Origin of the sequence: Sphingomonas ginsengisoli An et al. 2013, assembly GCF_009363895.1 — a bacterium.
Classification (GTDB): domain Bacteria; phylum Pseudomonadota; class Alphaproteobacteria; order Sphingomonadales; family Sphingomonadaceae; genus Sphingomicrobium; species Sphingomicrobium ginsengisoli.
This window is the reverse complement of the sequence record NZ_CP045434.1, coordinates 308,914-334,323: the sequence shown is the minus strand read 5'-3', so window position 1 is coordinate 334,323 and position 25,410 is coordinate 308,914. Positions and strand designations below refer to the sequence as shown.

Here is a 25,410-nt window from a genome sequence, read left to right as displayed (position 1 = left end):
CACGACTTGGCGGCGAAGGATCAGCCCTCGCGCTGATAAATCAGGCCCAATTCCTCAAGATCGAGGTCGCGTTCGAGATTGTGAAGCGTCTCGTCCTCGATCTCGCCCTTGCGATGGAGCCGGATCAGCGTCGCGCGACCGGCGGCGAGCGCTTTCAGCATGATGTCGAAATGGCCGCGGATATTGTCCATGAAGCCATCGGCATCGCGGGCGTATTTCTCGGTCGCGGCGGCGCGCTTCTGGTACATGTCGAGGAGTTGCGGGTGCACGACCTCGCCGTCGGGGCCGTAGGCATGGCGCTCGGCTTCGGCGAGCTTGGCGCGGGCGATCGCCGCCTCGGCCTGCGGCAGCGGCACCTTGGCCGGGGGCTCATGATCCTCCGGCTTGACCGCGCGGATCAGCAGCCCGAGCGTGCTGCCCTGCACCACCACCGTCATCAGGATGACCGCGAAGGCGGCGACCAGTATGAAGTCGCGGCCGGGAAAATCGGCCGGCAGGGTCAACGCGACGGCCAGGGTCACCACGCCCCGCATCCCGGTCCAGGCGAGGACCACCGCCTGCCGTTCGCCGAGCGGACGGGCGCGCTTCGAGCCGGCGAGGCACAGCAGGCGCAGCAGATAATCGGTCGCGAACACCCAGACGAAGCGGGCGAGCACGACCGCCGCGAGGATGCACAGGATCGGCCCCCACAGGTTGGTCAGCACCTGTTCGAGCCCGCCCGCACGATCGAGCACGCTGCGCAGTGACGAGCCGATCAGGATGAACACCAGCGCCTCGAGGCAGAAGGTTAGTGTCCGCCAGAAAGCGTTGCCCTGCAGCCGGACCGCGGCGGGCATGATGACATGCTGGTACCAGCCGAAGATCAGGCCCGCGGTGACGGTCGCGATCACTCCCGAGACGTGGACCGCCTCTCCGGCCAGATAGGCAACCCAGCACAGCAGGGTGGCGGTAGTCACCACCAGCGTCTCGTTCGTAAGCCGGCGCAGGATCCACACCCACAGATAACCGACCCCGATCCCGACCGCGACGCCGCCCAGCGCTAGCAGCGCGAACTGGCCGATCGCGGCGCCGGGGCTGAAGACGCCGCTCAGGGTGGCGGCGACGGCAAAGCGGAACAGTACCAGCCCGGTCGCGTCGTTGAGCAGGCTCTCCCCTTCGAGCAATGCCTGCAGCCGGCGCGGCAACTGGACCCGCTGGAGGACCGCGCGCGCCGCCACCGCATCGGGCGGCGAGACGATCGCACCAAGCGCGAAGCAGGCCGGCCACGGCAGGATGGGCAGGATGAGGTGCACTGCCACGCCGACCACCAGGGTGGTGAAGACCACCGCCCCGACCGCCAGCGAAAGGATGCCCGGCAAGTGACGGCGGAAGCGGCCGAAGGCCGTGAAGTAAGCGCCGTCGAGCAAAAGTGGTGGGAGGAATAGGACCAGCGCGAGTTCTGGATCGAGTTCGATCACGGGGATGCCAGGCAGGAAAGCGAGCGCTCCGCCGCCGACCAGCAGCGCCGAGGACGGTGGCAGGCCGACTTTCTCGGCCAGCCATTGCAGGGCCACCACCGCGCCCAGCAGCAGGAGCACCAATTCGAAGGTCTGGACGGCGTGCACGAGAGCGATGTTAGGCTGGTACGGTGTGGCTGGCCACCGCTTGCTTCGGTTGCAGTTCACCTTGCGGACGCCTAGCTGTCGGTGATGGTCGCCCGCCTGCTCAGCCTGTTTGCACTCACGGCGCTGCTACTGATGCCGTTCGCGCCCGCACCGGCGCAGGCCGCGACCAGCTCAAGCATGGCGATGAGCGGCGACGGCCACTGCGGCGGCGAGGCACCCGTGGGTGCAGACAAATCGCTCCCCGGCGCGCACTGCGGTGCGGCTTGCGCGCTAGTCATCCCACAAGTCGGCGCCGTCATGGCACCGACTCCCGCCCGCGAAAAGATGCCGGCGGCTAGCCCGCTGACCCCGCTCGACGGCCGCACGCCCCGACTGGCCACACCACCTCCCCGCCTCGGCTGACGAGCGCTCCGTCGCCATTCAGCACAGAAATCAGACGATCGCGCCGGGGCCCCGAGGCCGCGCGACACTGGGGATACGATGATCAGACCGAAGACCCTCCTTGCCGCGAGCACGGCCTTGCTGCCGGCCGCCGCCCTCGCCCAGTCAATGCCCGGGATGGACATGCCCGGGATGCACCATCCGACGCCCGCGAACTCCGCGCCGGCCGCCAAGCCGAAGCCCAAGCCCAAGGCTAAGGCTAAGGCTAAGCCGGCCCACCACGCGACGCCGACCACGCCTGCTCGTGAGAACCCGCCGGCGGCTGCCGCGCATCCCGGCCACGAAACCCCGGCCGTGGCTCCATCGGCTTCGCCTCCGGCCGAAGCACCGCCGCCCGCACCAATGGACCACGGCTCCATGGACCACGGCGCAATGGATCACGGCGCGATGGACCAAGGCGGCATGGCGATGGGCGCGATGGACCACATGATGACCGGCGCCCTCGGCAGCTACGCGATGACCCGCGACGGCTCGGGTACGAGCTGGGTGCCCGACAGCGCGCCGATGATGGGACCGATGATCTCGCTCGGCGGCGGGTGGAGCGGAATGGCGCATGGCTCGGCGACGCTGATCGTCGATCACCAGGGCGGGCCGCGCGGAGCCGACAAGACCTTCGTCGCCTCGATGTTCATGGGCATGGCGCAGCGTCCGCTCGGCACGGGCACGCTGACTCTCAAGGGCATGGCCAGCCTCGACCCGCTGATGGGCAAGGCGGGCTATCCGTTGCTGCTGGCGACCGGCGAAACCGCCGACGGCCGCACCGAACTGGTCGACCGCCAGCATCCGCACGACGCGCTCGCCGAACTGTCGCTGACGGTCAGCCAGCCGCTCGGGGCCAGGACTAGCGGCTTCGTCTATCTCGCATACCCCGGCGAGCCGGCGCTCGGGCCGACCACCTACCTCCACCGCTTCTCGGGCATGGGCAATCCCGAGGCGCCGATCAGCCACCACTACCTCGATTCGACCCATGTCACATTCGGCGTCGCGACGGCGGGCGTGGTCCACGGACCGCTCAAGCTCGAAGGCTCGCTGTTCACCGGACGCGAGCCCGACCAGCATCGCTGGGACGTCGAGCGCCCGCGCTTCGACAGCTGGTCGCTGCGCGCGACGTTCAACCCCTCACCCGACTGGTCGCTGCAGATCAGCCACGCCTTTCTAAACAGTCCTGAGGGGCTGCATCCCGAGGAGAACGTCCGTCGCACGACCGCCTCGGCGACGTGGAATCGACCCTTGGCGAAGAGCGGCTTCTGGCAAACCACGCTGGCGTTCGGGCAGAACCGCACGAGCGGTGGCGACCACGCTGCGAAGACCACCCGCGCAGCGCTGCTCGAGAGCGCAGTCGAGATAGGCCGCTGGGGCGCGTTCGTCCGCGGCGAGGTCGCGGGCAAGGACGAATTGTTCGGCGACGATCTCGCCGATCCGCTCGCGGGCCGGACCTTGACCGTCGGCAAGCTTTCGCTCGGCGGCTACCGCAGTCTGCCGCTCGGCGCGCTGACCGTGGACGTCGGCGGGTTGGTCAGCACCTTCGCGCTGCCGGCGGCGCTCGAGCCGCGCTACGGGCGAAGCCCGAAGGCGGCGATGCTGTTTACCCGCTTGCGGCTGGGGCGCTCGGCGGGGGCGCCTCACCCCTGATCGCCCCGATGGCGGCGGCGAGGTCCGCCTGGCGGAACGGCTTGGTCAGGCGCGGGAAGGCCGGCGCCAGCGCATCGCTCTCGGCGTAGCCTGAGACGATCAGCACCGGCAGGCTCGGCAGGCGGGCGCGGAGGCGAACGGCGAGGTCGGTCCCGCTCAGTCCCGGCATCAGATGATCGGAGACCAAAAGGTCGGGGTGCAGCCCGTCCTTGACCAGCTCGAGAGCCTGCTCGGCCGACTTTGCCTCGACCACGCGATAGCCGAGGTCGGTCAGCATCGACGCGGTCGATTCGCGCACCAGTTCCTCGTCGTCGACCAGCAGCACGAGGCCCTGCCCGGCCTCGCGGGCGGCGCGACTGGTTCGCTCGGCCTCGCCGACGCGTTCGGCCGAGACCGGGAGCCACAGCTCGATCCAGGTGCCCTCGCCTTCGCGGCTGTCGATCCTAAGGGCGCCGCCGAGCTGGGCGGCGAGGCCGTGGACCATCGACAGGCCGAGGCCGGTGCCCTTGCCGACGCCCTTGGTCGAGTAGAACGGCTCGATGCAGCGGGCGAGCGTCTCCTCGTCCATCCCGAGCCCGGTGTCGGCGACCGTGAGGACGATGTGCGGCCGGCCGGCGAGGTCGGGCAGGTCGGACGGCGCGTCGGCCGAACGGACGTCGATATTGAGCCGGCCGCCGCTCGGCATGGCGTCGCGCGCGTTCACGCTGAGGTTGAGCAGCGCCATCTCGAGCTGGTTGCCGTCGGCACGGGCTGGCGGCAGCCCCGGCGCGACCGTCACCGCCACCCGCACCCGCGGCCCCGATGTGCTGGCGATGAGGTCGGCCATGTCCTCGACGATTTGGCCGACGTCGATCGCCGTCGGCTGGAGCGGTTGGCGGCGGGCGAAGGCGAGCAGGCGCTGGACCAGCGTCTTGGCCCGCTCGGCCGACTGCAGCGCGCCGTCGACCAGCCGCTGCATCCGCGCGTCACCGACTTCCTTGCGATGGAGCAGGTCGAGACTGCCGATGATCGGGGTGAGCAGATTGTTGAAGTCGTGCGCCACCCCGCCGGTGAGCTGGCCCATCGCCTCAAGCTTCTGCGACTGGCGGAGTGCCTCCTGCGCGGCCTCGCGCTCGCCAACGACCTTCTCGACTTCGCGTTCGAGCCCTTCGGCCAGCCGCTTCTCGCGGTCAATGTCGATCGTGGCGACCACCCCGCCCACCAAATTGCCGCCGGCATCCTCGATTGGGGCGGCGACGTAGCGGACCCAGGCGAGCGAACCGTCGCCGCGCGTCACCTGGCATTCGAGTTCGGGTCGCTGCTCGGCCCCGCTGACAACACGAGCCAGCGGGAATTCATGGTTCTCGACCGGTCGCCCGTCACCGTGAAAGGAGCGATAGTCCCGCGCATAGTCGCCGACTTCCTTGGTCAGTGGCGGCTCGGTCAGGAGGATATCGCCGATCCGCTGGTTGCGCCCGGTGAGTTTGCCCGTCGCGTCGGAGAACATCAGTCCGACCGGCATGCTCTCGATCACTGCCCGCAGGGTCGCTTCGGATTCCTCGAGCGCGGTGCGGGCGCGGACAGTGTCGTCGACGTCGGTGCAGGTCCCCATCCAGCGGACGATCTCGCCCTCTTCGTCGCGCACCGGCAGCGCGCGGCCGAGCACCCAGCGATAGTCGCCGCTGTTGTGGCGCAGGCGATATTCGATCTCATAGGGTTCGCCGCTGGCCAGCGAAGCGCGCCACCGCGCCCAGGCGCGCTCCTGGTCGTCGGGATGAAACATGTCGTTCCAGCCCTCGCCGTCGGTCGATCCCGGCGGCGTGCCGGTATATTCGTACCAGCGGTCGTTGTAGAAATCGTGGAAACCGTCGGGGCGGGTCGACCAGACCATCTGCGGAATGGCGTTGAGGCGAAGCCGCAAATCCTCTTCGCGGCGCACCCGCTCGGTGACGTCGCTGAACAGGATGGCCACATGTCGCCGCGCCGGATCGCCGATCCGAAAGGCATAGACTTCGAACCAGCGGCCAAGCGGCGCAGCATGTTCGACGAAACGCTGGGAGATGCCGGTCCGCGCGATCTCGGCATAATGGTCCGACCAACTTTGCTCGAGGTCGGGAACCGCCTCCTTGATCGAATGGCCAATCACACTCGGGGGAAGACCGCTCTGCCGTGAGAAGGCCGGGTTGATTTCGATGAAGCGGTGATCGACCTTCCCGTCGTCGCCGGGCGTGACCTCGACGACGCAGAAACCCTGCTCCATCGATTCGAACAATGCCCGGTAGCGCTCCTCGCTGGCGAGCAGGCGGCGCTCGGACTCCTTGGCCTGGGTGATCTCCTCGGCCGAAATGGTGACGCCGATGATCGAACCGTCATCGTCGCGCATCGGCAGCCAGTTTTCGCGCCAGGTGCGTTGGACCCCGGGCTGGGCGGCAGTCTCGCCCGTCATCTCCAGCCCCCAGACCTCCTCGCCGGCAAGCACCCGGTCGAATAGCGCTTCGCCGGCTTCGGCGAGCGCGGGCACGACATCGCGCAGCGTGCGGCCGATATGGTCGTCGGCCGCGACCCCATTGATCTCGGCAAGCCGCTGGTTGATCCGGACGTAACGGCCATGCTGGTCCAGCACAGTCAGCCCGACCGGCGCGGCCTGGTAGATTGCCTCAATTTCACGAGCGCCGATCCGCGCCGCTTCTTCCGAGTGCCGGCGGGCGGTGATGTCGACGCATGCGCCCGACAGGAGCGCGGGCTTGCCGTCGGCGTCGAGTACGGTCTTGCCGCGGTCGTACAGCCAGCGCTGCTCGCCATCCGGGCGGATGACGCGGAATTCCATGTCGAAGTCAGCGCCCTCGGCAACGCAGCGCTCGCACCGTTCGACCACCCCAGCGCGATCGTCGGGGTGAACCATCGCCAGGAACTGGTCGAGGCTGCGCGCGGTCTTCCCGGGCGGCAGGCCGAACAGGCGGTCCAGTGCCTCGTCCCAGTCGAGCGCGTTGCTGCGCATGTCCCAGAAAAAGGTCCCGGTCTCGCTCGCCTCGAGCGCGGCGGCGAGCCGCTGCTGCGCCTCGCGCATCCGTTCTTCGGCGATCAACTGGTCGGTGATGTCGGTGTTGGTCCCGAACCAGTGGGTGATGGCGCCATCTGCGCCGTGACAGGGATTGGCGCGCGACAGAAAGGTGCGGAACGTGCCGTCGGCGCGGCGCAGCGGGAACGTGTCCTCCCACGGCTCGCCCGCGGCCAGCGCGGCGCGCCAATTGGCCACCACCCGGTCGAGTTCGGCGGGATCGTGGACGGTGGTCCAACCCCAACCGAACATCTGGTCGAGCGTGGTGCCAGTGTAATCGAGCCAGCGCTGGTTGTACCAGTAGATCGAACCTTCGGCGTCGGCGATCCACGCCAGCTGGGGCAGATTGTCGGCGAAGGCGCGGAAGACGTCGAAAGCCGCAAGCTGTGTCGAAGCCGGCGACGCGTGGTCTTGGTCGGCCATGGCTGAAGCGGATCCCCCCGGGCTTATTGCCCTGAATTGCGTAACGGTGATGTTTGCATCCCTTTGCTGCGGTTTGCCAAGCGCCGACGGCCTTGGTAGCCAATCGAAACGCATCCCCTCCAGCGGAGCCGCCGCAAGACATGGCCGTGCCACGGATTTTCGACCAGCTGCGCCTGCCCGTGATCGGCGCGCCCTTGTTCATCGTCTCCAACCCGGCGCTGGTGATCGCCCAGTGCAAGGCCGGCGTGGTCGGCAGCTTTCCCGCGCTCAACGCGCGCCCGCAAAGCCAGCTCGACGAGTGGATTCACGAGATCACCGAGGCGCTCAGCGCGCATGACCGCGACCATCCGGACGCGCCAGCCGCGCCCTTCGCCGTCAACCAGATCGTACACCGCTCGAACGAGCGGTTCGAGGAGGATGTCGCGACCTGCGCCAAGTGGAAGGTGCCGATCGTCATCACCTCGCTCGGTGCGCGCGAGGAGCTCAACACCGCAGTCCATAGCTGGGGCGGCATCACGCTCCATGACGTGATCGACGACCGCTACGCCCGCAAGGCGATCGAGAAAGGCGCGGACGGCCTCATCGCGGTCGCCGCTGGCGCCGGCGGTCATGCCGGCAAATGGTCGCCGTTCGCGCTGGTGCAGGAAATCCGCAAATGGTTCGACGGGCCGCTGGCGCTGTCGGGCTCGATCGCGACCGGCGGGGCGATCCTCGCCGCGCAAGCGATGGGCGCCGACTTCGCCTACATCGGCTCGCCCTTCATCGCCACCGACGAGGCCCGCGCCGACGAAGGCTACAAGCAGGGAATCGTTGCCAGTGGCGCGGGCGACATCGTCTATTCCAACCTCTTCACCGGTATCCACGGCAATTATCTGCGCTCATCGATCGCCGCGGCCGGGCTCGACCCCGACAATCTGCCCGAGAGCGGCCCCGAAGCGATGAGCTTCGCCAGCGCCAGTGGAGCCAAGGCATGGCGCGACATCTGGGGCTCGGGAATGGGGATCGGGGTCATCGACCGGGTTCAGCCGACCGCCGATCTCGTCGCCCGGTGGGCGGCCGAATATAGCGCGGCTCGTGGCCGGCTGGCGATCAGCTGAGGCTGGCTAAGGCGGCGCGCCAAGCCTCGGGCCACGGCACCGGGCGGCGGTCGTTTCGGCCAACCGCGACATGGACGAATTCACCCGCCGCCGCGGCCGTCGCCGCACCGGGCGCGAATACCCCGATCCGGTAACGCACCGACGAGCGGCCAAGCTCGGCGACCACAAGGCCAACCTCGACTTCGCCGGGAAAGCTGAGCGGCGCGAAATAGGCGCAGCCTGTTTCCGCGACCAGCGCGATCGGGTCGCCGGCGGCGATGTCGAGCAGCCCCCGCTCGACGAGCCACGCGTTCACTACGCTGTCGAACCATTGGTAATAGACGGTATTGTTGACGTGCCCGTAGGCGTCGTTGTCGGCCCAGCGCGTAGTAACAGTCTGCCAGTGGCGGAAGTCGGCGCGGGCGGGCGCGGCCGGGCGGCTCACCACGCCGCCTCGTAAAGCCGCTGGGCATCGGCCTCGCTGATCGGAACCGGATTATTCACCAGCAGTCGTTGTTGCTTCATCGCTTCGCGCGCAAGCGTCGGTGCTTCCTCGAAGCCGATGCCGTGATCGCGCAGGCGTGGCTGAAGCCCGCTGTCGATCACCAGCCGGTCGAGCCGCTCGATGAGCAGCGCCGCCCGGGCCTGGCTGCCGAGAGCACTGCAGTCGGGGTCGAGCACTTCGGCCAGCTCGGCATAATGCTCGCGCGCCGCCTCCGCATTGAAGCCGAGCACGTGGCGCAGCATCAGCGCATTGCTGAGCCCATGCGGCAGATGGTGGATCCCGCCGAGCGGATAAGCGAGCGCATGGACGCCGGCGACGGGCGCGTTGGCGAAGGCCAGCCCGGCAAGATGCGCGCCGAGCAGCATCGCCGAGCGCGCATCGCGGTCGCCCGGGTCTTCGCAGGCCGTGATGAGGTTGGCGCCGAGCAACCGCAGCGCCTCGCGGGCGTAGAGATCCGACAGCGGGTTCTTGGCGTGCGCCGAGGTGTAAGCCTCGATCGCGTGGACCATCGCGTCGATGCCCGTCGCGGCGGTCAGTGCGCGCGGCATACCCAATGTCAGCTCGGCGTCGAGTACCGCCCAGTCGGCGATCAGCGCCGGGCTGTTGACCCCGCGCTTCTCGGCGCCTTCGCAGGTGATCACCGCGACCGGAGTCGCCTCACTGCCGGTGCCGGCGGTGGTGGGAACGAGCGCCAACGGCAGGCGCGCGCCCGTCGCCAACCCGACCCCCCAGATGCGGTCGAGGTCGTCGCCCGAGCCGAGCAGATAAGCGGCGAGCTTGGCGACATCCATCGGGCTGCCCCCGCCGAACCCGATCACGCTCGCCACACCCGCGTCGCGGCCGGCTTCGACCGCGGCCAGCAATGTCGACCGCGACGGATCGGCTTCGACTGCGTCGAAGACGGTGACCTGCCGTCCGCTCTGGGCCAACGCAGCGAGGGCGTCGTCGGGCAGTCCCAGCCGCCGCACGTCGGCGTCGGTGACGAACAGCACCGGTCCGGCGGGAAGCTGCTCGGCGAGGTCGCGGCTGCGCCCGGGGCCGCTCAGCAGCCGCGGGCCGGGATTGAAGCGGAAGGACGTCATGCGGGCGAGCGTAGCGCGCGTCGCGGCGCGCTCCTAGTCGCCGTGCGCGCCGCGCCGGAGGTCGCGTTCGAGCCGCCCCATCAGCGCTCGCGCCGGGCTCGGCACCGGGGCCTCGTCGAAGCCCTCTTCGTCCAACCTTTTGACCCGCGCATAAAGCTCGGTGCTGGCCGTGACGAGGCGCTGGGCGGCCGCGGGAAGTTGCGAGACCACGTCCGGATCGCTGTCGGCCGCGTGGCCGAGGCGCCGCTCGGGACGGGTCGCGCTGGCCGGCGCGATCTCGCCCGTCTCGACCGCGCGCTGGGTCAGCAGCCAGGCGACGATGTGCATGATCCGCGTGGTGACCTTGAGCGACTCGCAGGCGAAGCCGACCCGCACGAACGGATCGAGCTGCGAGCGTTCGTCGCGGCCTTCGCGATCGAAATAGGTGCGCGCCTCGTCGGCCAGCACCATCGCCTCGGTGTAGAGGCTCTCGATCAGGCGCGGGGTGGTCCGGGCACGATCGGCAGCTGGGTCGAACGGGTCACTCATGACGCTCTTCTGGCACGGTATCGTTACGGGGGGAACGCGGCTTGGACGGACGGGGTGCGCCCTGGCACCACCCATCCCTTTGCGGGACAGCTCAAGCGATGATGTCGGGGACCAATTGGTCTTCAAGAAAAGCGATCTCGTCCTTGAGACGTAGCTTGCTCCGCTTGAGCCGCGCCAGCTCGAGCTGGTTGCCGTTGGGCTCGGCGACGAGCGCCCGCAACTCCTCGTCGAGCGTCCGATGCTCTGACCGCAAGGCGTCGAGCCGACCGTGGAGAAGATCGTCGTTCATAACCTCGTTTAACGGCTACCTTGGGGAAACGGCCAACCGAGCGGAGGCGCGGGCCGGATGGATCAAATGTGACGCGACAAAGTCGTCCGTCTGTGGTTTTCTAATGGGGTCGCTACCTAAGGAAGGGAATGACGAATATGGAAAATGCACACGTCGACGCTCTGGCATCTAAGCATGCTGCTCTCCAGTCACAGATCGACGCGGAAGAGCAGCGACCCCACCCCGACGATGTGCTCCTCCATCAACTGAAAAAGGAAAAGCTGCGTCTCAAGGACGAGATGCTCGGCCTCGCCACGCTGCACTGAGTGGGAACGGCGCCCTGCCCCGCCCCCCGGTGGGGTCGGGCGCGTGACCCAAAAGTCAGTCGTCGCGGCTGACCTTCTCGATCCGTTCGTGCCGCTCCTGCGCTTCCAGCGTCATGGTCGCGATCGGGCGGGCTTCGAGCCGGCCGAGGCTGATCGGCTCCCCGGTGACGTCGCAATAGCCATATTCACCGGCATAGAGGCGGCGGATCGCCGCCTCGATCTTACCGATGAGCTTGCGCTGGCGGTCACGGGTGCGAAGCTCGATCCCCCAGTCGGTTTCGCTCGACGCGCGATCGGCGAGATCGGGCTCGCGGAGCGAGTCGATCTGGAGCTGGGCCATGGTCGCCCGGCTCTCCTCGACGATGGCGTCCTTCCAGTCGAGCAGCTTGCGCAGGAAGTAGGCCTTGTGCGCGGTGCACATGAACTCTTCGTCGTCGCTCGGCTTGTAGCCGTGCGGCAGGATCATCGTATCGAACGAGACGGGGTGATCCCCGTAGATGTCGACCAGTGCCGTCGCCATAAGTCCCCTCCCTCATGGTCACGAGCGACCGCCACAAGGCCGCTCGAGACCGTTCAAGCACGGTGCCGCCGGTACCCGGGGCCACCCGGACAACCGGAGACGAATACGAGACTTTACCGGGACTTAGACCCGGTGAAGTCGGCCATTCCCCAGCGCGCCCATAAGTCCATCGCGAGAGTCGAACAAGCGCCCTGTTGACTGGACGACACGCGAATCGTGCCGTTTGTTGCCAAAATGGCGCAAGTCGGGACACTTGCGGGCTCTCCGGTGCTGGGCCAGAGCCGCGGCATGCGCATCCTCCTCACCAACGACGATGGCGTGAACGCCGCTGGCCTCAAGCTGCTGGAGGAGGTCGCGCGGCGGTTTTCCGACGATATCTGGGTGGTGGCGCCGCTCGAGGAGCAGTCGGGCACGGGTCATTCGCTGACCCTCACCAGGCCGCTCCGGCTGCGCAAGCTGGGCGAGCGCCGGTTCGCGGTGGCGGGCACGCCGACCGATTCGGTGCTGATGGCGCTGTTCCACGTGATGAAGGACGCGCGCCCGGACGTGATCCTGTCAGGCATCAATCGCGGCGCGAATCTGGGTGAAGATGTCACTTACTCAGGCACGGTCTCGGCGGCGATGGAAGGCGCGCTTGCCGGGGTGCGCTCGATCGCGCTCAGCCAGGCCTACGCCCGCGAAGGGATGGGCGACACCGTTCCCTTCGCCGCGGCCGAGGCGTGGGCCGAGCGCGTCCTTGGTCCGCTGCTGACGGAGGACATGCCCGCAGGAACGCTGGTCAACGTCAACTTCCCGCCCAGCGCGCCCGACGACGTGCGCGGCGTCCGTGTCTGCCGCCAGGGCATCCGCGACTATGGGCGGACCCAGATCATCCACCGCACCGACCCACGTGGCTTCAACTATTATTGGCTGGGACTAGGGCCGCTGGTCCAGACGCCTGGTCACCAGACCGACCTCGAAGCGATCGCCGACAAATATGTGTCGGTCACCCCGCTCCACCTCGACCTTACCCACGAGCCCTCGCTCAACGCGCTGGAGGCGCGGTTCGGCCCTCGCTGACGAACCGGGCGAGCTCGACATCGTCGAGCGCCTCGGCACCGAGGAAGCCTTGGTAATAATCGCAGCCCCACTGCTGGAGCAATTCGAGCTGGGCCGGGTCCTCCACCCCTTCGACCACCACCTCAAGCTCGAGTTCACGGGCGAGCGCAATCAGCGCGCGCACCACGATCCGGTCGCGGCTGCCCCCGACCATGTCGATGATCAGCCCACGGTCGATCTTGATGAGGTCGAGCGGCAACGTGGTGAGGTAAGCGAGGCTGGCGTAACCGGTACCAAAGTCGTCGACGGCGATCCGCACGCCGGCGGACCGCAGCCGCGCCAGCCGGGCGGCCGCCGCAACGGGATCGGCGACCAGGCTGCCCTCGGTGATTTCGGCGGTGATCCGCTCGGGCGTCAGGCCGGCGGCGACGATCTCGTCGAGCAGCCACTGCTCATAGCCGGGCCGCGCCAGATCTTCGGCCAGCAGGTTGATCGACAGCTTGAGCGCGGCGCGGCCGTCGCGCCACTGGCCGGCGGCCTGGAGCGCCTTGCGCTGCATCGTTCGGGACAGACGCTCGGACAGGTTGGCGTCCGCTGCGCGGGCGAACAGCTCGACCGGACTGGCGACCCCGGGCCAGCGGGCGAGCGCCTCGACCCCGATCATCGCCCCGCTGGCAACGTCGAACTGGGGCTGGAAGGCGATGCTGAGCTCATCGTTCTCGAGTGCCCGCTGAAGCGCCTCGTCAGCCTGGCGAACCGGCGCCGGCGCAGCGGGCCGATCGGAAGCGCGTTTGCCGCGCTGGGGATGGAAAGGGGCCGTCATCACTGTCCGTTTAGACGCCGTCGCCCTTAGATGCACCCTTGCGCCACTCTCCTGCGTCTTAACGGGACAGTGGCGGCGGGCCGATCGGCTGCTATGCTGCCGGCGTAAGGCCGCCCCGGCGGAGGAGTAAAGTGAGCGCCATCTTGCCCGCGAGCCCCGCCACCGTCGACCGCGACCTTGCCGCCCGGGGCATCGGCCTCGTTGCCAGCCATAATGAAGCGGCGCAGGCGGCGGCCAAGCTGCTGCGCCGTCGCTACAGCTTCGCCGAGGATCGCCAGGCGACCCAATTGGTCGCGCTCGGCGGCGACGGTTTCATGCTTCACGTCCTCCACCAAATGCTCGACGAGGGCGAGTTCCGGCCGGTGTTCGGGATGAACCGCGGCACGGTCGGCTTCCTGATGAACGAATGGCGAATCGATCGCCTCGCCGAGCGGATCGAAGCCGCCAAGAAGATCAGCGTCGCCCCGCTGACCATGGTCGCCCGCACGATCCACGGCGACGAATGGACCAGCAACGCGATCAACGAAGTCTCCCTGCTCCGCGAAACCCGCCAGGTCGCCAAGGTCGAGGTGCTGGTCAACGGCCGCGTGGTGCTACCCGAGCTGGTCGGCGACGGCGTGTTGGTGGCGACCCCGGCCGGATCGACCGCCTATAATCTCTCCGCCCGCGGCCCGATCCTGCCGCTCGCGGCGCGGATGCTGGCGCTGACTCCGATCGCGCCCTTCCGCCCGCGTCGCTGGTCGGGCGCGATCCTGCCCGACGATACGCGGCTACTGTTTCGCATCCACTCGCCCCACGATCGAATGGTCGCCGCGGTCGCCGACCAGTTCGAGGTGCGCGACGTCGCCGAGGTCGAGGTCAGCCTCGACCGCAGCCGCTCGCTGAGCCTGCTGTTCGATCCCGAACACGCCCTCGACGAGCGGATCGCGATGGAACAGTTCGCCTCCTGACGGGGGTTGCCAAGCCCAAATCGCTAAGCCATAGGCGCGGGCGTCCGCACTGGACCGCTCCCCGATAGCTCAGCGGTAGAGTAGGTGACTGTTAATCACTTGGTCGTTGGTTCGAATCCAACTCGGGGAGCCAGCTTCTAGCCGGCTCAGGCGCTAGACTTTCCTGAACTCACTGCACCGTTGCTGCCGTCCGGGCCCGGATACGCTATGCACCGTTGTGCCGGGTGACGGAGAAACGCTGTGACGGGTCACGAACGGATCAAGCGGGAAATCGAGCGGACCGCCCAGGCGATCCGCGCCGAAATGCAGGCGCTGGCCGAGGAGTTTCGCCGGAATATCGAACCGGCGGTAAACGATCCCGGCCATCCCGGCGCGGTGCGGAAGACGGCCGACGAACTGACCGCGACGTACGAGCGACGCATCGCGGCATGCGCCCAACGCCTGGATGCCGAGCTAGCCCGGCACTTTCCCGATCGCGCGTGCCCTTCTCGCGGTCCCTATGAGGAACCGCGTCGGCGCGCGCAGCCTCGCAACCGCCGCCTGCCCAAATGGCCGCCCGACAAGCGCCCAAGCGCGGGCGGTGTGACGGTCGAGCCCAACCGACCCAACAATCTGTCGGGTGGGGCCGCCGCTCCGCTCGAATTCGACTGAGCGTCGCGGACGCGCGCGCGCCACCCGATCGTTAGCCCTTCGCCAATTCCTTCTCGGGCGCCTTGACGTAAGCGTCGGGGTCCTTGTCGACCGCCTTGATCCCCTCGCGGTGCTCGCTGGTGAAAGCGATGAACTGAATCCCGAGCCGGTGCCGCTCGTCGACCGACGCATGCTCGCGGAAATCGGCCAGCCCCTGCCGCTCTTCCTCGCCCATGTGCTTGCTGTTGGCCTCGTCGGCCTTGGTCACGGCCTTGAACCAGGAGTCCGAGCCCGGCTTTTCCTTGTCGACCGCCTCGCCGGCATCGCGGATTTCGTTGTGGTCCTCGATGGCGTCCTTGGTTTCTTCTTTGGCGCTGTCGGCATCCGCTTCGCCGCTGCCTTCCTTGAGTAGGCGCGGATAAAAAAAGCGCTCCTCGGCCTCGGCATGGACGTCGAGCAGCGCCTTGAGCGCTCCCCAGACCGCGCTCAGCTCGTCGGGCTTCGCGTCGTGCATCTGCTGGAGAAGCCCGAATAGCCGCCGCTGCTGCTGATGCTGGTCGAGAATGAGATCGGTGATGTCCATGCGCGCCTCCGAGGAATGTCCTCGCCCGAACGCGCCGGAATGCCGCCGGTTCAGCGCCTAGTCGATCGCCGCCATCAGCGAAGCGTTGCCGCCCGCCGCGGTGGTGTCGATGCAGCTCACCCGCTCGGTCGCGAAGCGCGCGACGTAATGGGGTCCGCCTGCCTTGGGCCCGGTCCCCGACAGCCCTTCGCCGCCGAACGGCTGCGCCTCGACCACCGCGCCGATCTGGTTGCGGTTGACGTAGAGATTGCCGACCCGCGCGCGCCGCTCGACGTGGTCGCGGACGGTGTCGATCCGGCTCTGCAGGCCGAGCGTCAGGCCGAAGCCGGTGGAATTGATCTGGTCGATCACCGCGTCCAGCCCACCCGCAGGATAGCGGATGACGTGCAGGATCGGCCCGAAATGCTCGCTGTCGAGGTCGGCAAGGCTGGAGATCTCAGCCAGCACCGGGGTGACAAAGCTACCCTGCTCGGCGCCTTCGGGCAGGGGCAGTTCGCACAGGATCTTCGCCCGCGCGCAAAGGTCGGCGATATGTGCGTCGAGCAGCGCCTTGGCCTCGGCATCGATGACCGGGCCAACGTCGACCGCGAGTTCACCCGGCTGACCGATGCGCAGGGTCTGCATCGCCCCGGCGATCATCGTCAGCATGGTGTCGGCGACATCGTCCTGAACGAACAGGACGCGCAGGGCCGAGCAGCGCTGACCGGCCGACTGGAAAGCCGAGGCGATGACGTCGCGGGTGACCTGCTCGGGCAGCGCCGAGCTGTCGACGATCATCGCATTCTGGCCGCCGGTCTCGGCGATCAGCGGGACGATCGGGCCGTCGCGCTCGGCAAGGCTGCGGTTGATTGCCTTGGCGACACTGGTCGAGCCGGTGAAGGCGACTCCCGCCGTCAGCTGGTGCGACACCAGCACTGCGCCGACCTTGCCGTCGCCCACCGCGAGCTGGACGACCTCGGCCGGGATTCCCGCGCGGTGCATGAGGTCGACCGCGAGCGCGCCGATCAGCGGGGTCTGCTCGGCTGGCTTGGCGATGGCGGCGTTTCCCGCGGCAAGTGCTGCCGCAACCGGCCCGGTAAAGATCGCCAGCGGAAAATTCCACGGGCTGATGCAGGTCCACACCCCCCGTCCATGGAGGCGTAGCTGGTTAAGCTCGCCGGTCGGTCCGGGCAGCGTCTCTGGCGCGGTGAACAGCCGCCGCGCCTCGGCGGCGTAGTAACGGAGGAAATCGACCGCCTCGCGCACCTCGAGGATCGCGTCGGGCAACGTCTTGCCCGCTTCACGAATGCACAGCGAATAAAAGTCCTCGCGATGCTCCTCGTAAAGATCGGCGACGCGGTCGAGGAGTGCGGCGCGGCGATTGCCGCCGAGCGCGTCCCACCCCGGCTGGGCCTTGAATGCCGCGGCCAGCAGCGCGTCGACCTGCGCCGTCGTGGTCTCGATGGCGGTGCCGACCACCTGCCGATGGTCAAATGGTGAGCGAACATCGCTGCGCGCGCCGCTCCCCTGCCCCGCCGTCCACTTCTTGCTTTCGAGCCGCCGCAGCCGCGCCATCAGCGGCTCGCGCACACCAGGATCGGACAGGTCGCAGCCGCTCGAGTTGGCGCGGTTGCTGCCGAACATCTCGCCCGGCAGCGCGATCTTCGGATTGCGCCGCGGCTTCAGCCCCGCCAGCTCAGCAACCGGATCGCGGATGAGGTCGTCGAGCGCGATCTGCTCGTCGGCGATACGATTGACGAAACTCGAATTGGCGCCGTTCTCAAGCAGTCGGCGAACGAGGTAGGCGAGCAGCTCCTTGTGGCTGCCGACCGGCGCGTAGATGCGGACCGGGGTCTGCGGCTGGCCGAGCTTCGCCTCGAGCTTGGCGAGGCCCTCGTAAAGCCCCTCGCCCATGCCGTGGAGGCGCTGGAACTCGAACGGGGTCGACCCTGCCAGCGCCTTGATCGCGCCGATGGTGGTCGCATTGTGGGTGGCAAAGGCGGCGTAGATGCAATCGGGCGCGCCGAGCATAACCTTGGCGCAGCCGAGGTAACTGACGTCGGTCGCAACTTTGCGGGTGAAAACGGGATAATCGTCGTAGCCGCCGACCTGCGCGACCTTGATCTCGCTATCCCAATAGGCGCCCTTGACCAGCCGGATCATCAGCCGGCGGCCGTGGGCGCGGGCCAGGTCGACCACCCATTCGGTGACCGGCAACGCGCGCTTGGCATAGGCCTGGAGCGCCATGCCAAGCCCGCTCCAGCCGTTGCTGAACAGGCTATCGTCGCGAACCAGCTCCTCGAGCAGGTCCATCTGCAGCTCGAGCCGGTCGGCCTCTTCGGCGTCGATGGTGAGGTGGATGTCGGCCGCGCTGGCGGTGACGGCCAACTCGCGCAGGATCGGAAGGATGTGCGCCTTGGCTTCGTCGGCGCGGAGGAAATCGTAGCGCGGGTGGAGCGCCGACAGCTTCACCGAAATGCCGGGCGAGGCGATGAACCCACCCTTGGCTTCCTTGGCAATGCGGGCGAGCGCGTCGCGGTAGGACTGGGCGTAGCGGTCGGCGTCGGCCATCGTCCGCGCCGCTTCACCGAGCATGTCGAAGCTGTGGCTGAGCCCGCGCTTGCGCTCGGGCGCGGCGCGGGTCAGCGCCTCGTCGATGGTGCGGCCGAAGACGAACTGGCCGCCAAGGATCTTCATCGCCTGGCCGACCGCGGTGCGGATCACCGGCTCACCCAGCCGCCCGACCGCGCGGCCGAGCGCCGCGCTCCAGGTCGAGGAGCGGTCGTTGGCGCCGTCGAGTACCTTTCCAGTCAACAGCAGCGAGAAGGTCGCGGCGTTGACGAAGGGCGAATGGCTCTCGCCCAGTTTCTCCTTCCAGTCGGGACCGGACAATTTGTCATGGATCAGCTCGTCGGCAGTATGCGCGTCGGGAATGCGCAGCAGCGCCTCGGCCAGGCACATCAGCGCCACCCCCTCGTCCGAACCGAGGTCGTAGGCGTGGAGGAAGGCGTCGAGCCCGGCCGGCTTGGCCGCGCGGACGTGGGTCACCAGCGTCCGCGCAATCGCGGTCGCCTCGCTCTGCTTGCCGACCGGCAGCCGCGCCTGGTCGAGCCGCTCCGCGACGACCTGCTCCTCGTCGCGGCGATAGTCGCGGCGGATGGCGGCGCGGTCGAGGCTGGCGCCCAGCGGCTGGTGCGTGTTCATCGTGGCGTCCTTGCGTCCATCAGCTCGTCATTGCGAGCCAAAGGCGATGCCATCCAGTGCCTTGAGGACTGGAAAGCGCCGCTACACTCGCAATTCGAAAACCTCTTAAGCCAGCTGGCCGTGGCAATGCTTGAACTTGCGACCCGACCCGCACGGGCAGGGCGCATTGCGGCTGACCGGCTCGTTAAGCGCGCCCTCGGGCAGTGGCGGCAGGTCGGGCTGCGGGATGTTCATCGCATCGTCGGGCCGCGGCGACGGCACCAGCCCGCGCGCGGCGGCGTCGAGGTCGAAGGTGTCGTCCTCGCCGGTGAAGGGGTCGAGGTGCTGGGTGAGGAAGGCCGGCAGCTCGGGCAGCGGCGGCGCTTCCAACTGGACCTGCGCCTTAACCAGCATCTTGGTGACGTCCTCGCGGATCGCGACCAGCAGCCGTTCGAACAGCAGGAAAGCCTCCTGCTTATATTCGTCAATCGGCTTCTTCTGCGCATAGGAGCGCAGATGGATGACCTGGCGGAGCGCGTCGAGGGTCGACAGATGCTCCTTCCAGTGATGGTCGAGCGTCTGGAGCAGGAAACTCTTTTCGATCTCGCGCCAGCGCTCGGGCTCCATTTCGGCGACCTTGGCCGTCATCTGCTCGTCGGTCTGCGCCTGCAGCCGCTCGACGATCATCTCCGGCTCGACCGCGTCTTCCTTGAGCCAGTCGTCGATGGGCGGCTGGAGGCCCAGCACGTCGTCGACCGCGGTCTTGAGGCCGGCGACGTCCCACTGCTCGGGATAGGTGCCCTCGGGGCAATAAGCCGCGACCAGCCCGACGATGGTGTCGGCGCGGAACTCCTCGATGACGTCCGAGATATGCTCGGAGTCCATGATCTCCGAGCGCTGCTCGTAGATCACCTTGCGCTGGTCGTTCATCACGTCGTCGAATTCGACGACCTGCTTGCGGATGTCGTAGTTGCGCGCCTCGACCTTCTTCTGCGCGGTCTCAATCGCCTTCGACAGCCACGGGTGGCGGATCGAAGCGCCGTCCTCGAGCTCCTTGTTCATCAGCCGCGAGAAGGCGGTCTGCGGACCAAAAATGCGCAGCAGGTCGTCGTCGAGGCTGAGGTAGAAGCGCGAGAAGCCCGGATCGCCCTGACGGCCCGAACGACCACGCAGCTGGTTGTCGATGCGACGCGATTCATGCCGCTCGGTGCCGAGGACGAACAGCCCGCCCGCCTGGCGGACCAGCTCGCGCTGCTCGAGCACCTCGTCGCGGATGCGGGCGATCGCAGCTTCGCGCTCGGCGCCCTCGGGCACGTCCTTGAGTTCGTCCTCGACCCTGAAGTCAATGTTGCCGCCGAGCTGAATGTCGGTGCCGCGGCCCGCCATGTTGGTGGCGATGGTCACCGCGCGCATCCGCCCCGCCTGGGCGACGATATGCGCCTCGCTTTCGTGGAAGCGCGCGTTCAGCACCGAGTGGGTGATCCCCTCGGCCTTGAGATATTCGCTCAGCAGCTCCGACTTCTCGATCGAGACGGTGCCGACGAGCACCGGCTGGCCGATCTCCTGGCGCGCCTTGATCTCCTTGGCGATCGCCGCGAACTTGTCGGTGATATTCTTGTAGAACTCGTCCTCGTCGTCCTTGCGCTGGACGGGCACGTGGGTCGGGATCGAGACCACGTTCATCTTGTAGATATCGAAGAATTCGGGTGCTTCGGTCAGCGCCGTGCCGGTCATGCCCGACAGCTTCGGATACATGCGGAAATAGTTCTGGAAGGTGATCGAGGCGAGCGTCTGGTTCTCAGGCTCGATCGCCACCTTCTCCTTGGCCTCGACCGCCTGGTGGAGGCCGTCCGACCAGCGCCGCCCGTCCATCATCCGGCCGGTGAACTCGTCGATGATGACGACCTTCTCGTCCTTTACGATATAGTCGATGTCCTTGCGGAACATCGTGTTGGCCTTGAGCGCCTGATTGAGGTGGTGGACCACCTGGGTGTTGGCGACGTCGTAGAGGTTCGAGCCCTCCAGCAGCCCCGCCTGCTCGAGCAGCCGCTCGGCCTTTTCGGTGCCTTCCTCGGTCAGCACGACGGTCTTTAGCTTCTCATCCTTTTCGTAATCGCTCTCGCCCAACTGGACCACGACCGCGTCGGCGGCAAGGTAGAGGTCCGACTTGTCGTCGGTCGGTCCGGAGATAATCAGCGGGGTCCGCGCCTCGTCGATCAGGATCGAATCCACCTCGTCGACGATCGCGAAATTGAAGGCGCGCTGGACCATCTGCTCGCGCGAATACTTCATGTTGTCGCGGAGGTAATCGAAGCCGAGCTCGTTGTTGGTCGCGTAGGTGATGTCGCTGTTGTAGGCGGTGCGACGCTCCTCCTCGGTGAGGTTGGGGACGACCACGCCGACCGTCAGGCCGAGGAAGCTATGCACCCGGCCCATCCACTCGGAGTCGCGCTTGGCGAGATAATCGTTGACCGTGACGACGTGGACGCCGGTGCCCGGCAGCGCGTTCAGATAGGCCGCCAGCGTCGACACCAGCGTCTTGCCCTCGCCAGTCCGCATTTCGGAAATCTCGCCGCGATGAAGCGCGATGCCGCCGATCATCTGGACGTCATAATGGCGCTGGCCGAGCGTCCGCTTGGCCGCTTCGCGCACCGTCGCGAACGCCTCGGGCAACAGGTCGTCGAGCGTCGCTCCGTTGGCCAGCCGCTGGCGGAAGATCACCGTCTGGTTCTTGAGCTCGTCGTCCGACATCGCCGCGATCGTCGGCTCGTAGCCGTTGATGGTGTCGACGATCCGGCGGAGCTTGGCGACATAACGGTCGTTGCTGGAGCCGAAGATCGACTTGGCCACGTTGGCGAGCATGAAACTTCCTTATGGGCGCGTGAGGCGTGCGTGATGGCGCTCGCGCGCGAGCGTTTTCGTGTGCGCGGCGATGTAGGGACGGCTTAGAAGCGCGTCAATTGAAGGACATGCGAAGTCGCGCTTACAGCGCGCCTTCGAGCCAGCCCTGGATCTGCCCGCGCGGCGCGGCGCCGACCTTCTGCGCGACCGGCTGGCCGTTCTTGAACAACAGCATCGCTGGGATACCGCGCACGCCATATTTGCCCGGTGTCTCGGGATTTTCGTCGATGTTGAGCTTGGCGATGGTGACCTTCTCGCCCAGCTCGTTGCTGATTTCCTCGAGCGCGGGGGCAATCATCCGGCACGGTCCGCACCATTCCGCCCAGAAATCGACCAGCACGGGCTTGTCGGAGCCCAGCACGTCGGTGGCGAAACTCTCGTCGGTTACGGTCTTGCTGGGCATGGCGGGATGCGACTCCAAGTAGGTTGTTGAGCCGACATATGGGGGTTCAGTCCGGCAGTGCAATCAGCTTCGGACCTGCGGTGTAGAGCAGCGACGCCGCGACCCGCCGGCCGGGGAAGATCACTCGCAGCGCCTCGACGTAGGCGGCCATCTGGAGCCGGTGCGAAGACGGCACGGCAGCCAGATCAGCGGGCACGGCGCGACCGGTCTTGAAGTCGACCACCTCGACGAGGTCGGCGCCGACGACCAGCCGGTCGACCGTCCCGGCAACGACCCGGCCGTCGGGCAGGGTCGCGGCGATCGGGGCCTCGGCCAGCGCACTTGGCGCGAACAGGGCGGCGAAATCGGGATGCTCGATGATTTCGAGCGCCGCGCCGAGCAGCGCCGCGCGCTCGCCCGCATCGGCGACCGCCGCCGACTGTTCGAGCCACCGGTCGCCCGCCGCCCGGCGCTGCCCCGGTTCGACCCCAGGCAACCGCTCGAACAGCGCATGGAGTAACACCCCGCGACGCGCGGCGGCGCGCAATTCGGGCGTCGGCGGCGGTGCGGCCTCGCGATCCTCAGCTAGCTGCGACGGCGCGAGCGGACGCGACGGGCGCGCTTCGGGCGGGGCCGGCTGGCGGATCCATTCGGGCAGCGCCGGCGACGGCACGGCGGTGCGGGCCTTGGCAATTCTCAGCGTGGAACTGCTCGCCGGCCTGGAATATCGGAGCACAGGACCGTCCTGCTCGGCGCCCAGCCGCTCGAGCGCGGCGCCGGCCATCACGTGCCAGCTGTTGGCGGGCAGCGTCTTGGCGCGTGGCTTCAGCCCGGCGATCACCAGCCGCTCGGCGGCACGGGTCAGCGCGACATAGAGCAGTCGCCAATGCTCCTCGAGGTCGCGCGCCTTCTGCGCGCCGATGAGGTCGGTGAACGGCGGCGCTAGTTCCTCCTTGCGCGGACGGATCACCGGAGCGTTGCCGGCCTCACCAAACGGCAGCGCGATCGGGCCGTTGCGCTCGCCCAGCTTGGCCGGATCGGCGGTGGCGTCGGCGAGGATCACGACCGGCGCCTCGAGCCCCTTGGCGCCATGCACGGTCATCACCCGGACCGCGTTGGTGGGCGCCGAAGGGTCGCGCTTGATGGTCACCTCGCCGCTCCCGAACCAGGCAAGGAAGCGGTCGAGCGACGGCGTCTCGACCCGCTCGAAGTCGAGCGCGGCGGCAACCAGCTCGTCGATCGGGTCGCGCGCCGCGGGCCCGAGCCGGCCGAGCAGGCGGCGGCGCCCCTGCAGCGGTCCCGACAAGATCAGCTCGAGGAAGCGCGCGGGGGTGATGAAGTCGGCTTGGGCGAGCAGGTCGGTGAGGCTGGCGTGCGCGGAGGCAAATGCACCGCCTTCAGCCGATCGCCGCCGCAATTCCTCCCACAGCGAGCCGTTGCGGCCATGCGCAAGCGTGTAGAGCTGGTCCTGGTCCCATCCGAGCAGCGGCGACACTAGAAGGCTGGCGAGGTTCAAGTCGTCGAGCGGCTGAACCGCGAAGGTGACCGCCGCCATCAGATCCTTGACCGCCAACGGCGAGGACAGGTGGAGGCGGTCGATCCCGGCGACCGGCACGCCCTCCTTAAACAGGCGGGCGACGATCAGCGAAGCCAGTTCGCCGCGGCTGCGGACAAGGATCAAGATATCGCCCGGTGTGATCGGCTGCCCGGTGGTGGCGAGCGGCTCTGCTTCCTCGAGCCAGTGGCGAATGGTCCGCGCGAGCTGGCCAGCGTAAAGCCGCGCCGGCTCGGGCAGCCAGCCCTCTTCGCCTGCGTCACCATTGTCGTTGGCGGCGTTGTCGTCCTCTTCGTCGTCGAGCGCGAAGGGCGGCCACAGTTCGACCGACCCGCGTCGACTGGCATGGTGCGAACGGTGAGGCTCGGGCTGGTCGGGCAGCCCCATCGCTACTGCGCCCACCTCGGCAATCATCGCGTCGACCACGTCGAGGACCGGCTGCGCTGAGCGGAAGCTGCGGCTGATCGACAGGTCCTGGAACTGGCGGACCGGCTCGTCGGCGTCGACCGCCGCGTCCTCAAGCGCCTGGACCCGCTCGCGGATCGTCTGCCGCGCCCGCTCGAATTCGCGCGGGTCGGTCCCCTGGAAACCGAAGATCGCCTGCTTGAAATCGCCGACCATGAACAGGGTGCGATGGTGGCGGCTGGCGCCCTCCCCGCTGAAGAATTCGTCGAGCAGCGAGAAGACGATCCGCCACTGACTGGCATTGGTGTCCTGCGCCTCGTCGACCAGCACATGATCGGTGCGGCGGTCGAGCTTGTAGCGGACCCAGTCGCCCATGCCCGGCGTGGCGAGCAGGTCGCGGGTCCAGCGGATGAGGTCGTCGAAGTCGGCCACTCCCGCGGCGCGCTTGGCCCGCACATAGCTCTGCGCAAAGGCCGCCCCGGCGCGCAGCCCCGCCGCCTGGACCGCAACCAGTTCGGCCTTGCGGAGCAGCAACAGCAGTTCGCTCAGCTCCTCGGCCAGGGCATCGCAATGCGCTTCGGCATCGGGCAATTGCTTGAGGAGGCCGCCGCCGATTTTGCGACGCTCGCCCGCCTGGGTGAAGACCAGCCTGGCGAGATCTCCAAGCAAAGCGCAGCGTTCGGCCGGCGGCTTGCCGAGCCAGTCGTCGACCAGCGCGGCCATCGGCAACGCGGTCTTGACGCCCCACGCCCGGTGCGCGTCGCCGACCGCCCGCAGCAGCGCGCAGTCGAAGCTATCGTCGTGGCAGCGCGCGGTGACCATCGCGACGATGTCGCCCTCGGGCAGGTCGAGCTGCCCGCGCAGCCACGCTTCGGCGGCATCGATCGTCGCGAAATAGGTCAGCGCCTCGGGCTCGCGAGCGCAGGCGAGCAGATAGCGCTCGGCCTCGCGCTCGCCGAGCCGGCGGCTCAATGCTTGGATGTCGTCGACCAGCCCCGGATAGCCACCCTCCCCCGCCTCCGCATCGGCGACCAGCGCGGCGAGCGTGCGGCGGGCGAGCAACTCTTCCTCCCGCCCTTCGAGCGGGCGGAAGCCCGGCGTGATCCCCGCTTCGGCCGGAAAGGCGGTGAGCAGTGTTTGCGCGAAGCTGTGGATGGTCTGGATGCGCAGACCCCCGGGCGCGTCGAGCACTTCGGCGAACAGGCGCCGCGCCCGCTCGCGCTCTTCGGGACCATAATCGGCGCCGATCGCCTTGAGCTCGCGGCCGAGTTCGCTATCTTTGAGCCGCACCCAATAGGCCAGCCGGTCGCCGATGCGGTTGGCCATCTCCGCCGCGCCGGCCTTGGTGAAGGTCAGGCAGAGGATGGTTTCGGGCGCGGCCCCACCGAGCAGCAGGCGCAGCACGCGCGCAGTCAGCACCTGCGTCTTGCCGGTCCCGGCACTCGCCGACAGCGCCGCATGAATCGCCGGATCGGCCGCCCGCGCCTGCTCGGCCTGTAGAGTGTGCAGCGCGGTCAACCGGTGGGCCATGACGCGACC

Annotated in this window: 20 protein-coding genes and 1 tRNA gene; 8 read left to right on the top strand and 13 right to left on the bottom strand. The window is 68.0% G+C overall.

The window, feature by feature from the left end:
* Positions 1-20 precede the first annotated feature (20 nt).
* Positions 21-1,604, bottom strand: coding sequence for a Na+/H+ antiporter (locus tag GCU42_RS01695; RefSeq protein ID WP_114228135.1), 1,584 nt, complete (start codon positions 1,602-1,604; stop codon positions 21-23).
* 84 nt (positions 1,605-1,688) lie between these two features.
* Here GCU42_RS01695 and GCU42_RS01690 point away from each other — a divergent pair, with 84 nt between their 5' ends.
* Positions 1,689-2,006, top strand: a complete 318-nt coding sequence (locus tag GCU42_RS01690; protein ID WP_152569419.1) for a hypothetical protein — start codon at positions 1,689-1,691, stop codon at positions 2,004-2,006.
* Between the two features lie 396 nt (positions 2,007-2,402).
* Positions 2,403-3,677 carry a hypothetical protein gene (locus tag GCU42_RS01685; RefSeq protein WP_152569418.1) on the top strand — a complete coding sequence of 425 codons (1,275 nt, stop codon included), beginning with the start codon at positions 2,403-2,405 and terminating at the stop codon, positions 3,675-3,677.
* Here GCU42_RS01685 and GCU42_RS01680 read toward each other — a convergent pair.
* Complete coding sequence (locus GCU42_RS01680) at positions 3,631-7,137, bottom strand: hybrid sensor histidine kinase/response regulator (RefSeq protein WP_162789266.1); 3,507 nt, start codon at positions 7,135-7,137, stop codon at positions 3,631-3,633. The genes GCU42_RS01685 and GCU42_RS01680 overlap by 47 nt on opposite strands.
* Before the next feature lie 140 nt (positions 7,138-7,277).
* Here GCU42_RS01680 and GCU42_RS01675 point away from each other — a divergent pair, with 140 nt between their 5' ends.
* Positions 7,278-8,234: an NAD(P)H-dependent flavin oxidoreductase gene (locus GCU42_RS01675; RefSeq protein WP_114228139.1), complete on the top strand. Its 957-nt coding sequence runs from the start codon at positions 7,278-7,280 to the stop codon at positions 8,232-8,234.
* On the opposite strand, the gene GCU42_RS01670 is transcribed toward GCU42_RS01675, so the two are convergent.
* From GCU42_RS01670 to GCU42_RS01655, 4 genes are all read right to left on the bottom strand, one after another.
* Positions 8,227-8,658, bottom strand: coding sequence for an acyl-CoA thioesterase (locus GCU42_RS01670; RefSeq protein WP_114228140.1), 432 nt, complete (start codon positions 8,656-8,658; stop codon positions 8,227-8,229). The two genes, GCU42_RS01675 and GCU42_RS01670, sit on opposite strands and share 8 nt — an antisense overlap.
* Complete coding sequence (locus GCU42_RS01665) at positions 8,655-9,800, bottom strand: iron-containing alcohol dehydrogenase (protein ID WP_114228141.1); 1,146 nt, start codon at positions 9,798-9,800, stop codon at positions 8,655-8,657. Before GCU42_RS01665 ends, GCU42_RS01670 begins: the two co-directional genes overlap by 4 nt.
* Positions 9,801-9,833: 33 nt before the next feature.
* Positions 9,834-10,328, bottom strand: a complete 495-nt coding sequence (locus GCU42_RS01660) for a DUF1465 family protein (RefSeq protein ID WP_114228142.1) — start codon at positions 10,326-10,328, stop codon at positions 9,834-9,836.
* Positions 10,329-10,419: 91 nt separating this feature from the next.
* Positions 10,420-10,617, bottom strand: coding sequence for a YdcH family protein (locus GCU42_RS01655; RefSeq protein ID WP_114228143.1), 198 nt, complete (start codon positions 10,615-10,617; stop codon positions 10,420-10,422).
* 128 nt (positions 10,618-10,745) lie between these two features.
* Between GCU42_RS01655 and GCU42_RS01650 the strand changes: the two genes are divergently transcribed.
* On the top strand, positions 10,746-10,922 hold the full coding sequence (locus GCU42_RS01650) for a YdcH family protein (protein ID WP_420496920.1): 177 nt from the start codon (positions 10,746-10,748) through the stop codon (positions 10,920-10,922).
* A gap of 55 nt (positions 10,923-10,977) precedes the next feature.
* Here GCU42_RS01650 and dksA read toward each other — a convergent pair whose 3' ends face one another.
* The gene (gene dksA, locus GCU42_RS01645; protein WP_240309517.1) at positions 10,978-11,388 is read right to left on the bottom strand and encodes an RNA polymerase-binding protein DksA; all 411 of its coding nucleotides are present in this window, start codon (positions 11,386-11,388) and stop codon (positions 10,978-10,980) included.
* A gap of 342 nt (positions 11,389-11,730) precedes the next feature.
* On the opposite strand from dksA, the gene surE reads away from it, so the two are divergent.
* Complete coding sequence (gene surE / locus GCU42_RS01640; protein WP_114228386.1) at positions 11,731-12,501, top strand: 5'/3'-nucleotidase SurE; 771 nt, start codon at positions 11,731-11,733, stop codon at positions 12,499-12,501.
* Here surE and GCU42_RS01635 read toward each other — a convergent pair.
* The gene (locus GCU42_RS01635; RefSeq protein ID WP_114228145.1) at positions 12,467-13,303 is read right to left on the bottom strand and encodes an EAL domain-containing protein; all 837 of its coding nucleotides are present in this window, start codon (positions 13,301-13,303) and stop codon (positions 12,467-12,469) included. The two genes, surE and GCU42_RS01635, sit on opposite strands and share 35 nt — an antisense overlap.
* A gap of 140 nt (positions 13,304-13,443) precedes the next feature.
* On the opposite strand from GCU42_RS01635, the gene GCU42_RS01630 reads away from it, so the two are divergent.
* The 3 genes from GCU42_RS01630 (at position 13,444) to GCU42_RS01620 (ending at position 14,904) form a co-directional block, all read left to right on the top strand.
* Positions 13,444-14,253, top strand: a complete 810-nt coding sequence (locus GCU42_RS01630) for an NAD kinase (protein ID WP_240309518.1) — start codon at positions 13,444-13,446, stop codon at positions 14,251-14,253.
* A 58-nt stretch (positions 14,254-14,311) separates the two neighbouring features.
* Positions 14,312-14,386, top strand: a tRNA-Asn gene (locus GCU42_RS01625).
* A gap of 107 nt (positions 14,387-14,493) precedes the next feature.
* Positions 14,494-14,904: a hypothetical protein gene (locus tag GCU42_RS01620; protein WP_114228146.1), complete on the top strand. Its 411-nt coding sequence runs from the start codon at positions 14,494-14,496 to the stop codon at positions 14,902-14,904.
* 31 nt (positions 14,905-14,935) lie between these two features.
* Here GCU42_RS01620 and GCU42_RS01615 read toward each other — a convergent pair whose 3' ends face one another.
* From GCU42_RS01615 to addA, 5 genes are all read right to left on the bottom strand, one after another.
* The gene (locus GCU42_RS01615; RefSeq protein ID WP_114228147.1) at positions 14,936-15,466 is read right to left on the bottom strand and encodes a hemerythrin domain-containing protein; all 531 of its coding nucleotides are present in this window, start codon (positions 15,464-15,466) and stop codon (positions 14,936-14,938) included.
* 57 nt (positions 15,467-15,523) lie between these two features.
* A complete protein-coding gene (gene putA, locus GCU42_RS01610; protein ID WP_114228148.1) occupies positions 15,524-18,649 on the bottom strand; it encodes a bifunctional proline dehydrogenase/L-glutamate gamma-semialdehyde dehydrogenase PutA in 3,126 nt (1,041 codons plus the stop codon).
* Between the two features lie 105 nt (positions 18,650-18,754).
* Positions 18,755-21,490 (bottom strand): preprotein translocase subunit SecA, encoded by a 2,736-nt coding sequence (secA, locus tag GCU42_RS01605; protein WP_114228149.1) that lies wholly within the window; start codon positions 21,488-21,490, stop codon positions 18,755-18,757.
* A 121-nt stretch (positions 21,491-21,611) separates the two neighbouring features.
* Positions 21,612-21,932, bottom strand: coding sequence for a thioredoxin TrxA (gene trxA, locus GCU42_RS01600; RefSeq protein WP_114228150.1), 321 nt, complete (start codon positions 21,930-21,932; stop codon positions 21,612-21,614).
* A 46-nt stretch (positions 21,933-21,978) separates the two neighbouring features.
* A complete protein-coding gene (addA, locus tag GCU42_RS01595; RefSeq protein ID WP_114228151.1) occupies positions 21,979-25,401 on the bottom strand; it encodes a double-strand break repair helicase AddA in 3,423 nt (1,140 codons plus the stop codon).
* Positions 25,402-25,410: the final 9 nt, after the last annotated feature.

Bases quoted from the DNA above. Each gene is read 5' to 3' on its own strand.
- GCU42_RS01655 (WP_114228143.1), bottom strand. From the start codon at position 10,617: ATGAACGACGATCTTCTCCACGGTCGGCTCGACGCCTTGCGGTCAGAG.
- secA (WP_114228149.1), bottom strand. From the start codon at position 21,490: ATGCTCGCCAACGTGGCCAAGTCGATCTTCGGCTCCAGCAACGACCGT.
- addA (WP_114228151.1), bottom strand. From the start codon at position 25,401: ATGGCCCACCGGTTGACCGCGCTGCACACTCTACAGGCCGAGCAGGCG.
- GCU42_RS01675 (WP_114228139.1), top strand. From the start codon at position 7,278: ATGGCCGTGCCACGGATTTTCGACCAGCTGCGCCTGCCCGTGATCGGC.
- GCU42_RS01660 (WP_114228142.1), bottom strand. From the start codon at position 10,328: ATGAGTGACCCGTTCGACCCAGCTGCCGATCGTGCCCGGACCACCCCG.
- GCU42_RS01635 (WP_114228145.1), bottom strand. From the start codon at position 13,303: ATGACGGCCCCTTTCCATCCCCAGCGCGGCAAACGCGCTTCCGATCGG.
- GCU42_RS01650 (WP_420496920.1), top strand. From the start codon at position 10,746: ATGACGAATATGGAAAATGCACACGTCGACGCTCTGGCATCTAAGCAT.
- putA (WP_114228148.1), bottom strand. From the start codon at position 18,649: ATGAACACGCACCAGCCGCTGGGCGCCAGCCTCGACCGCGCCGCCATC.
- GCU42_RS01685 (WP_152569418.1), top strand. From the start codon at position 2,403: ATGGACCACGGCGCAATGGATCACGGCGCGATGGACCAAGGCGGCATG.
- dksA (WP_240309517.1), bottom strand. From the start codon at position 11,388: ATGATCCTGCCGCACGGCTACAAGCCGAGCGACGACGAAGAGTTCATG.
- trxA (WP_114228150.1), bottom strand. From the start codon at position 21,932: ATGCCCAGCAAGACCGTAACCGACGAGAGTTTCGCCACCGACGTGCTG.
- GCU42_RS01680 (WP_162789266.1), bottom strand. From the start codon at position 7,137: ATGGCCGACCAAGACCACGCGTCGCCGGCTTCGACACAGCTTGCGGCT.
- GCU42_RS01690 (WP_152569419.1), top strand. From the start codon at position 1,689: ATGGTCGCCCGCCTGCTCAGCCTGTTTGCACTCACGGCGCTGCTACTG.
- GCU42_RS01615 (WP_114228147.1), bottom strand. From the start codon at position 15,466: ATGGACATCACCGATCTCATTCTCGACCAGCATCAGCAGCAGCGGCGG.
- GCU42_RS01665 (WP_114228141.1), bottom strand. From the start codon at position 9,800: ATGACGTCCTTCCGCTTCAATCCCGGCCCGCGGCTGCTGAGCGGCCCC.
- surE (WP_114228386.1), top strand. From the start codon at position 11,731: ATGCGCATCCTCCTCACCAACGACGATGGCGTGAACGCCGCTGGCCTC.